The sequence below is a fragment of the Succinivibrio sp. genome, assembly GCF_045124615.1.
Classification (GTDB): Bacteria; Pseudomonadota; Gammaproteobacteria; order Enterobacterales; family Succinivibrionaceae; genus Succinivibrio; species Succinivibrio faecicola.
In genome coordinates this window covers 1-7,672 of the sequence record NZ_JBGVMC010000293.1, presented here as the reverse complement: position 1 = coordinate 7,672, position 7,672 = coordinate 1, and the positions used below count along the sequence as shown (strand labels likewise).

Annotated in this window: 7 protein-coding genes; 2 read left to right on the top strand and 5 right to left on the bottom strand. The window is 39.8% G+C overall.

Annotation, left to right across the window (positions count from 1 at the left end):
* From infB to rluB, 5 genes are all read right to left on the bottom strand, one after another.
* Nucleotides 1-1,700 (bottom strand): translation initiation factor IF-2 (infB, locus tag ACJML3_RS07645; protein ID WP_406022063.1); only part of this gene is annotated, 1,700 nt, incomplete at its 3' end.
* Between the two features lie 21 nt (nucleotides 1,701-1,721).
* Nucleotides 1,722-3,209, bottom strand: coding sequence for a transcription termination factor NusA (gene nusA / locus ACJML3_RS07640; protein ID WP_406022061.1), 1,488 nt, complete (start codon nucleotides 3,207-3,209; stop codon nucleotides 1,722-1,724).
* A gap of 23 nt (nucleotides 3,210-3,232) precedes the next feature.
* Complete coding sequence (gene rimP / locus ACJML3_RS07635; protein ID WP_219936884.1) at nucleotides 3,233-3,727, bottom strand: ribosome maturation factor RimP; 495 nt, start codon at nucleotides 3,725-3,727, stop codon at nucleotides 3,233-3,235.
* 192 nt (nucleotides 3,728-3,919) lie between these two features.
* Complete coding sequence (locus ACJML3_RS07630) at nucleotides 3,920-5,545, bottom strand: TerC family protein (protein WP_406022059.1); 1,626 nt, start codon at nucleotides 5,543-5,545, stop codon at nucleotides 3,920-3,922.
* Nucleotides 5,546-5,796: 251 nt separating this feature from the next.
* Entirely contained in the window at nucleotides 5,797-6,969 is a 1,173-nt protein-coding gene (gene rluB / locus ACJML3_RS07625) for a 23S rRNA pseudouridine(2605) synthase RluB (protein WP_406022057.1), read from the bottom strand.
* A 197-nt stretch (nucleotides 6,970-7,166) separates the two neighbouring features.
* Here rluB and zapA point away from each other — a divergent pair, with 197 nt between their 5' ends.
* The gene (gene zapA, locus ACJML3_RS07620; RefSeq protein WP_406022055.1) at nucleotides 7,167-7,472 is read left to right on the top strand and encodes a cell division protein ZapA; all 306 of its coding nucleotides are present in this window, start codon (nucleotides 7,167-7,169) and stop codon (nucleotides 7,470-7,472) included.
* On the top strand, nucleotides 7,465-7,672 hold a 208-nt coding region (locus tag ACJML3_RS07615), incomplete at its 3' end, for a hypothetical protein (protein WP_406022053.1). The genes zapA and ACJML3_RS07615, both read left to right, overlap by 8 nt.

Genomic DNA, 7,672 nt, shown 5'->3' with positions numbered 1-7,672 from the left:
TTACCGTTCTCGTTACGCATTGAACGAACACGACCATACTGTAGACCGCAAAGAACGATATCACCCTTCTTTAAGGTACCTGAACGAACAAGAACAGTTGCAACAGGACCACGGCCCTTATCAAGACGTGATTCAATTGTTACACCTTCAGCCATTCCATCATGTACAGCCTTAAGCTCTAAAACTTCAGCCTGTAATGTGATAGCTTCTAATAGCTCATCAACACCCATACCGGTCTTTGCAGATACCTCTACGAACTGGTTTTCACCACCCATAGACTCAGGAATAACTGAGTGCTGCATTAACTCATTGATTACACGCTGTGGCTCTGCACCTGGCTTATCCATCTTGTTGATTGCAACAATCATTGGAACCTTTGCAGCCTGAGCATGCTGAATAGCTTCTAAAGTCTGAGGCATTACGCCGTCATCTGCTGCAACAACTAGAACAACGATATCTGTACACTGAGCACCACGTGCACGCATTGCGGTAAATGCAGCATGACCTGGGGTATCTAAGAATGTAATACCGTCATTTCTTGTCTGTACATGATAAGCACCGATTCTCTGGGTAATACCGCCGGCCTCACCTACAGCAACCTTTGACTTTCTAATGTAATCAAGTAAAGATGTCTTACCATGGTCAACGTGACCCATGATTGTAACAACAGGAGCACGTGGAAGTGCCTCTGCCTGAGTTTTACGATCAGATAATAACTGATCTTCGATCTCGTTTTCTTTTCTCAAGATTACCTTATGGCCCATTTCCTCAGCTACTAACTGAGCTGTAGCCTGATCTAAAACCTGATTGATGCTTACCATCTCACCAAGTTTCATTAAGGTCTTGATAACTTCAGTTGCCTTAACAGCCATCTTTGCAGCTAGCTCTGCAACTGTAACAGTCTCACCTATCTCAACGTCACGAGATACAGGAGCTGCAGGTTTGATAAAGCCGTGCTGCTGCTGATTTAGCTTAGCCGCACCCTTAACGCCCTTAGCACCCTTACCGCCTTTCATGCGGCGATCTCTTCCGTTTGAATTTGACTGCTCATTTTCTTCAAAGCGCTTAGAATTACGTCTGTCAGCACCTTTTTCACGGTGGCGACCACGATTTTCCTCTTCACGCTCCTGACGAGCCTCTGCTTCACGAACATAACGGGAAGTAGTCTGATCTTCCTCTTCGTCCTGATGTGCACGAGCCTCTTCTTCAGCAGCCCAGCGAGCTTCATTTTCCTCTGCAAGTCTGCGAGCCTCATCAGCAAGACGCTTTGACTCTTCTTCTTGCTTTTTCTTCTGCTGCTCTTCTTGAGCACGACGAAGTTCAGCTGTTGCTTTGTCTTCTTCTTTGTCTTTGTGCATAGCAGCTTCTTTAGCTTTAGCCTGAGCCTGTGCCTTTGCAGCCTCTTTTGCCTTAGCTTCCTTTTCAGCCTTCTCGCGTGCAGCTTCTAAAGCCTTCTGCTCTGCCTCAGCCTTCTTCTTAGCTTCTAAAGCCTTCTGCTCTTCTTCAGCTTTTGCCTTGGCAATTGCTTCTTGCTCTAACTGAGCTTCGCGCTCTTTTCGATCAACAATAACCTTTTTCTTGCGCACTTCAACCTGAACCTGCTTTGTAGAACCTGAACTCTGAAGCGTCATGGTTCCTGAAGGTTTCTTCTTTAAGGACATGCGCTTTGGTGCGCCTTCTTGTAAATTCTCTTCTGTCATATATTATCCTATATCCTTAAATTAGTTGTTTGAGTCTTTAAACCAGTACTCATTACGTGCAGCCATGATGATTTCACCAGCTTTCTTTTCATCAAGACCTTCAATTGAGGTCAGATCATCAGTTGCCTGCTCTGCTAAATCTTCACCAGACTTGATTCCGTGATCAACCAACTTAAGTGCCAGTGTCTCATCGATACCCTCAAGAGCAACAAGCTCCTTGATTGCCTGAGCATTCTGGGCATTCTCAATCTTTTCAACAGCCTCACGAGCTACAGACTGAAGCTGTTCTGCTGTTTCCTCATCCATACCTTCAATTTCAAGAAGTTCAGATGGTTCAACATAGGCAACTTCTTCTAATGTTGTAAAGCCTGCATCTGACAGTGCAGTTGCAAATTCATCATCAACATTGAGGTTTTCTGTAAAGTTCTTGATAACCTTACCAACTTCCTTCTGTATATCTGACTCAAGCTCTTCTTCGGTCATAACCTTAAGCTCCCAACCTAAAAGCTGAGATGCTAAACGAACATTCTGACCGTTCTTACCAATGGCTAGAGCAAGATTCTCAGGTGCAACAGCAATTAGAATGCTGTGATCTTCTTCGTTGATGATGATGCGAGAAACCTCAGCAGGCTCCATAGCATTTGTTACATACTGAGCTAGGTTCTCATCATAAAGAACAACATCAATCTTTTCACCTGACAGCTCATTTGAAACAGCCATTACACGAGCACCGCGCATACCAATACATGCACCACGTGGATCAATTCTTCTGTCCTTTGAACGAACTGAAATCTTTGCTCTTGAACCTGGATCACGTGCAACGCCCATGATCTCGATTACATCCTCACCAATCTCAGGAACTTCAATTCTGAATAATTCCTTTAAGAAATCAGGAGCTGTTCTTGAGCAGATGATCTGAGGACCACGGTTGTTCTCAGTTACGATATTCTCAAGCAGAACCTTAACTCTGTCACCACGGCCATAAGTCTCGTGTGGAATAATCTGATCACGCTTTAATACAGCTTCTGCGTTATTGCCAAGGTCAAGAACCATGATATCGTGGCTCTGCTTCTTAACTGTTGCATTAACAACATGACCAATATGCTCACGCTGCTCTGATACAACCTGCTCGCGCTCAGCATCCTTAACTTTCTGTGATAGAACCTGCTTTGCAGTCTGAATAGTGATACGGTCAAACTTAACAGATTCAATCTGCTCTTCAACAATATCACCAACCTGAATACCAGGATGGTCAACTAATGCAGCTGCAAGAGAAATCTGCTGTGAAGGCTTATCAAGAGGTCCTTCATTATCAACAACCTCCCAGCGACGGAAAGTGTCATATGAACCTTCTTTTCTATCAATCTTTACACGAACTAAAATCTCAACCTGGTATTTTTTCTTTGTAGCAGTAGCTAAAGCAGTCTCTAAAGCCTCAAAAATCTTCTCTCTAGGAATTGCTCTTTCGTTTGATAAAGCTTCTGCAATTGCAATTATCTCTTTACCCATTTTAAATTAAGTCCTCTGTATGATTAACCTTTTGTTGCCTTCTTAGAGTTTGATGGAAATTCTGGTACAACGCGTGCGACACTAACGTTTGCAAATGATACTTCCATCAAACCTGAAATCTTGTCGTCGATCTTTACAAGACCGTCTTGAGTGATTTCAGTTAAGGTTCCCTGTAACTTATGTCTACCCTGCATAGGGATACGAAGCTCAGCCTTTACAGTTTTTCCAACATAAGCTTTTGCCTGTTCAAGTGTAAACAGAATCCTGTCAAGACCTGGAGATGATACCTCTAGAGTATATTTAGGTGAAATCAAATCAGCTGTGTCTAATGCAGGTGACAGAACATCCATGATCTCTCCACACTTATCTGCATTCACACCATCTTCTGACTCAATAAATACCTGAAGAATTGCATGATCGTTGCCTCCGTGATAACGGATACCCCAGACCTCTACGCCCATAGACTCAATAAGTGGAGTTACAAGCTGTGCAACTTTTTCTTCAATGGTTCCTGCCATTATTTCCTCTTAACAAAATTATCAGTTCAACTCTAGCTTTGAAACATAAAAAAAGGACCACTAACTAGAGGTCCCTTTATAAGTTCCGCTATATCAGGCAGTATTTCTACTGCAAGGTTCAAGCTCACACTTGAACAGACTCGATACAATACGTATCAAGTGCTCTATTTATAACAGATATGAATATAAAAATCAAGTATTTTCCTCTTCTGTGACCTCTACCTTAGTAAGCACAAGAGCATCAATTGAGGTTAAATCTGCACTTGTTACCTCAATTTCCCAGCCGTCTATGCTTATTCTGTCACCCTTTACAGGAACTCTCTGAAGTCTGTCTAGAACGAAACCTGCAATAGTCTGATAATGTTCAGATGGAGGAATACAAAGACCAGTACTTCTCTGAACGTCTGGCAATATAGCATCACCATCAATCATGAAGGATAACTTCTTGTCATCTAAAGGAACAATCTCTGGAGTTTCTGTTTTTTCAGGAAGCTCACCTGTGATCTCCTCAATGATGTCATGAACAGATACGATTCCTTCAAATGCTCCGAACTCATCGTATACAAATCCCCTATATCTTTGAGTCTGTCTAAACTGCTCAAGAATGCTCAGAATATTGACTGAATGAGGGATATAAAGTGGCTTTATCAGACATTTTTCTATATCTGAATAATTAGGATTCTTATGTATAAACAATGACAGAAGCTTTGCCCTTGAAATAAATCCTACAGGCTGATCCTTATGACCATTCTTGTATGCTACAAGATATGAGCTTGTGCACTTTTGAGCTTTTGCAAGAATTGCAGGCAACGAGCCGTCTATCTTTACCATCTGAAGATCAGTTCTTGCAGTCATTACGGCTTTTACAGGAAGAGCTGACAGTTCAAGCACTCTTGAAACCATTTCCTTTTCAAGTTTGTTGAACATGTAGGCAGAAGGCTTTGAAACAATAGCCTCCTGAATTGAGTGCACATTATCCTGATTTGAGCCTAGTAATCTTAAAACCAATGAAGCTGCAACCTGTCTTGACTGCATATTGTTTGAATGATTGATTTTAAGAATATTCTTTCTTGAAACCTGATTAAAGATTTCAATTAGCAATGAGAATCCGATTGCTGAATATAAATATCCTTTAGGTACTTCTATATGGAATGATTCCATAATCAGAGCAAAACCAATAAGCAGCAAGAATCCAAGACATAGGATAACAACTGTTGGATGACGGGAAACAAATCTTGCAATAAGCTCTGAAGCCCAGATAAGAAGAGCCATCGCAACAGTTACTGCAATAATCATAATATAGGCATGCTGTGTCATACCTACAGCAGTAATAATGGCATCGCCTGAGAACAGCACATCTAGGATCATGATCTGAGTTGATACAATCATGAAAGACTGACCTGCAGCCTTACTTACAGATACAGTATCATCTACAGATGCTTCAAGTTTTGTATGCAGCTCTTCTGTGGCCTTGTAAATCAAGAATGCACCGCCAAAGAATAACATCAGATCACGAACTGAAACTGCAAAATCAAAAACTGTAAACAATGGTTTAGACATTGCCATGACATATGCTGCAAACATCATCAGGACTATTCTGATTAGCAGTGCTCCAACAAGACCAATATATCTTGCTACTCTAGCCTGATGAGGTGGAAGCTTTGCGCTTAAAACAGCAATAAACAGCAGGTTATCAATACCTAAAACAACCTGAATTGCACAAAGTGAAATTAATCCTACCCATGCTGTTGGATCGAGCATCCATTGAAGATCAAATAACAGTGCATGAGATGTAGCTAGTGCTGTCTGAGTATCCATTACAGCACCTCTTTAAATATGACTAATTGAATAAATGAATTGATATTATTGAATTGAAAATAAAGCGAACTATTCGGGTCTGCGTTCATATAATTTATTTATTTTTCCTCTTCAAGAAAACACATATCTAATAATACAACATGTTTTAGAAAAAATCTTTGATTCGCGTAATTGTTTAAAAATGAAACATATTTCAAAATTGAAAAAAGTCAAAGATAATAAAAAGCTCCACTAAATGGTGGAGCCTCATTTTATCCGTTTCGTTTAACTCTTGGATAAGAGTGAGAAGCGCTTGATCTAGACTTGAATGTCAGACCATGTTTAAACTGTCTTCCATCATCTCTTGAGAATGAAGATGACTTTCTAGACTCAACACCTTTTGAAGAATATGATGATTTCTTCTCAAATTTGTCTGAGCCGTTTCTTTCAAATCTTTGAGAACCGTTCTTATATGAAGCACACTTTGACTTTGAGAATCTATCAGAAGTTTCAGAATTTCCTTTGCTAAAAGATGATGATTTTGCGTAAGGATTTCTCTTTGAATCCTTATATTGATCCTTTTTTGAATCCTTATTAAAAGTCTTCTTAGCAACTGGTTTATCAAAAATCTTTTTTTGAACAGCTTTTCTTGATCTTGTTGAAGAACCTTTAGCTGTATCTAGTGGCTCTGGTAGTGTTGCTACAGGCTCTAAGTGTACAGTCTTTCTTAACTTGTTAAGTTCACTTAAGGTTAACTCTCTGAACTGACCTGTTTTTAAATCTGGATCAAGATCGATTGATGCATATGAGATTCTAATAAGTCTGCTTACTTTAAGACCTACAGCTTCCCAAAGGCGTCTAACCTCTCTTTTTCTACCTTCTTTTAAAGTAACATGGTACCAGGCATTACGGCCTTCACCACCGACATAGACAACCTTATTGAACTTTGCCTTGCCGTCTTCAAGCATTACACCATTTTCAAGCTGCTCTATTAGCTCATCTGTAACATCACCATAAATACGGGCTGCATAGATACGCTCAACCTCATACTTAGGGTGCATAAGAGCATTTGCAAGAGTACCATCTGTTGTAAACAGCAGAAGACCTGATGTATTGATATCAAGACGACCAATATAAATCCATCTGCCTGATGGTGGTTTTGGTAGGTGATCAAAAACAGTAGGTCTGTTTTCAGGATCACTTAATGTTGTAAGCTCACCTTCTGGCTTATGATACATGAGAACACGACATTCATTGGTTACTGATTCTGGGGTAAAAACAACCTTTGAATCAATCTTTACAGTGATTTCTTTCTCATCGTAACGCTCACCGATAGAAGCGAGTTTACCGTTAACTGTTACGCGGCCTTCAGAAATAATCTGTTCTAAAGCTCTACGAGATGCAATTCCAGCACGGGATAAAATTTTCTGTAACTTCTCAGTCATAATTATTTGCGCAAATCTATTTCATCAAGTATTGATGATTAAAAAAACTTAATAATTCTATCATATAAATGGAATATTTTCACATTAGACACTACAACAGTTCTGTATTCACAAAAGTATTGTCTTTTTCATACCAAATATTAAAAGGAAAAAACATGTGTTCTCTTGTACATGATACAATCCAAATAGGAGGACTTATGGACAGTCAGAATACTCAACTTATTCAGTTTTCATCCCTTGGAGAAAACTTCTCATTAAGAGTTCCTGTAAAAGAAGCAGCAAAACTAAAGGATGCTATTGATAAGCTCAACGAGAAAGTAAATGCAAGATTCAATAAGAATCCAGGTCTCACACCATTACAATGTGCGATTCTTGTTGCACTTGACTGCGTTGAAGAGCTGAATGAAAACAACAGCTCTGACAGTGAATTCTACAAAAAAGTTCTACAGCAATACACAAAAATGAACAAGATTGCAAAAAACATAGAGAAAAAAAATGGATAGTGCAAAAGAACAAAGAAATTCGCTAAGACAGAAAATTCTAGCAAAAAGAAGACAGGTCACTGCAAAAGAATCAGCTCAGGCTGGACTTTCAATTCTAAAAACCATTATGCAGATGAATGTCTTTAAGAGAACTGTAAACGTCGCCTCCTACATCAGTCTGTCAGGTGAGCTGTGCACACAGGATATGAATGAATATTTCA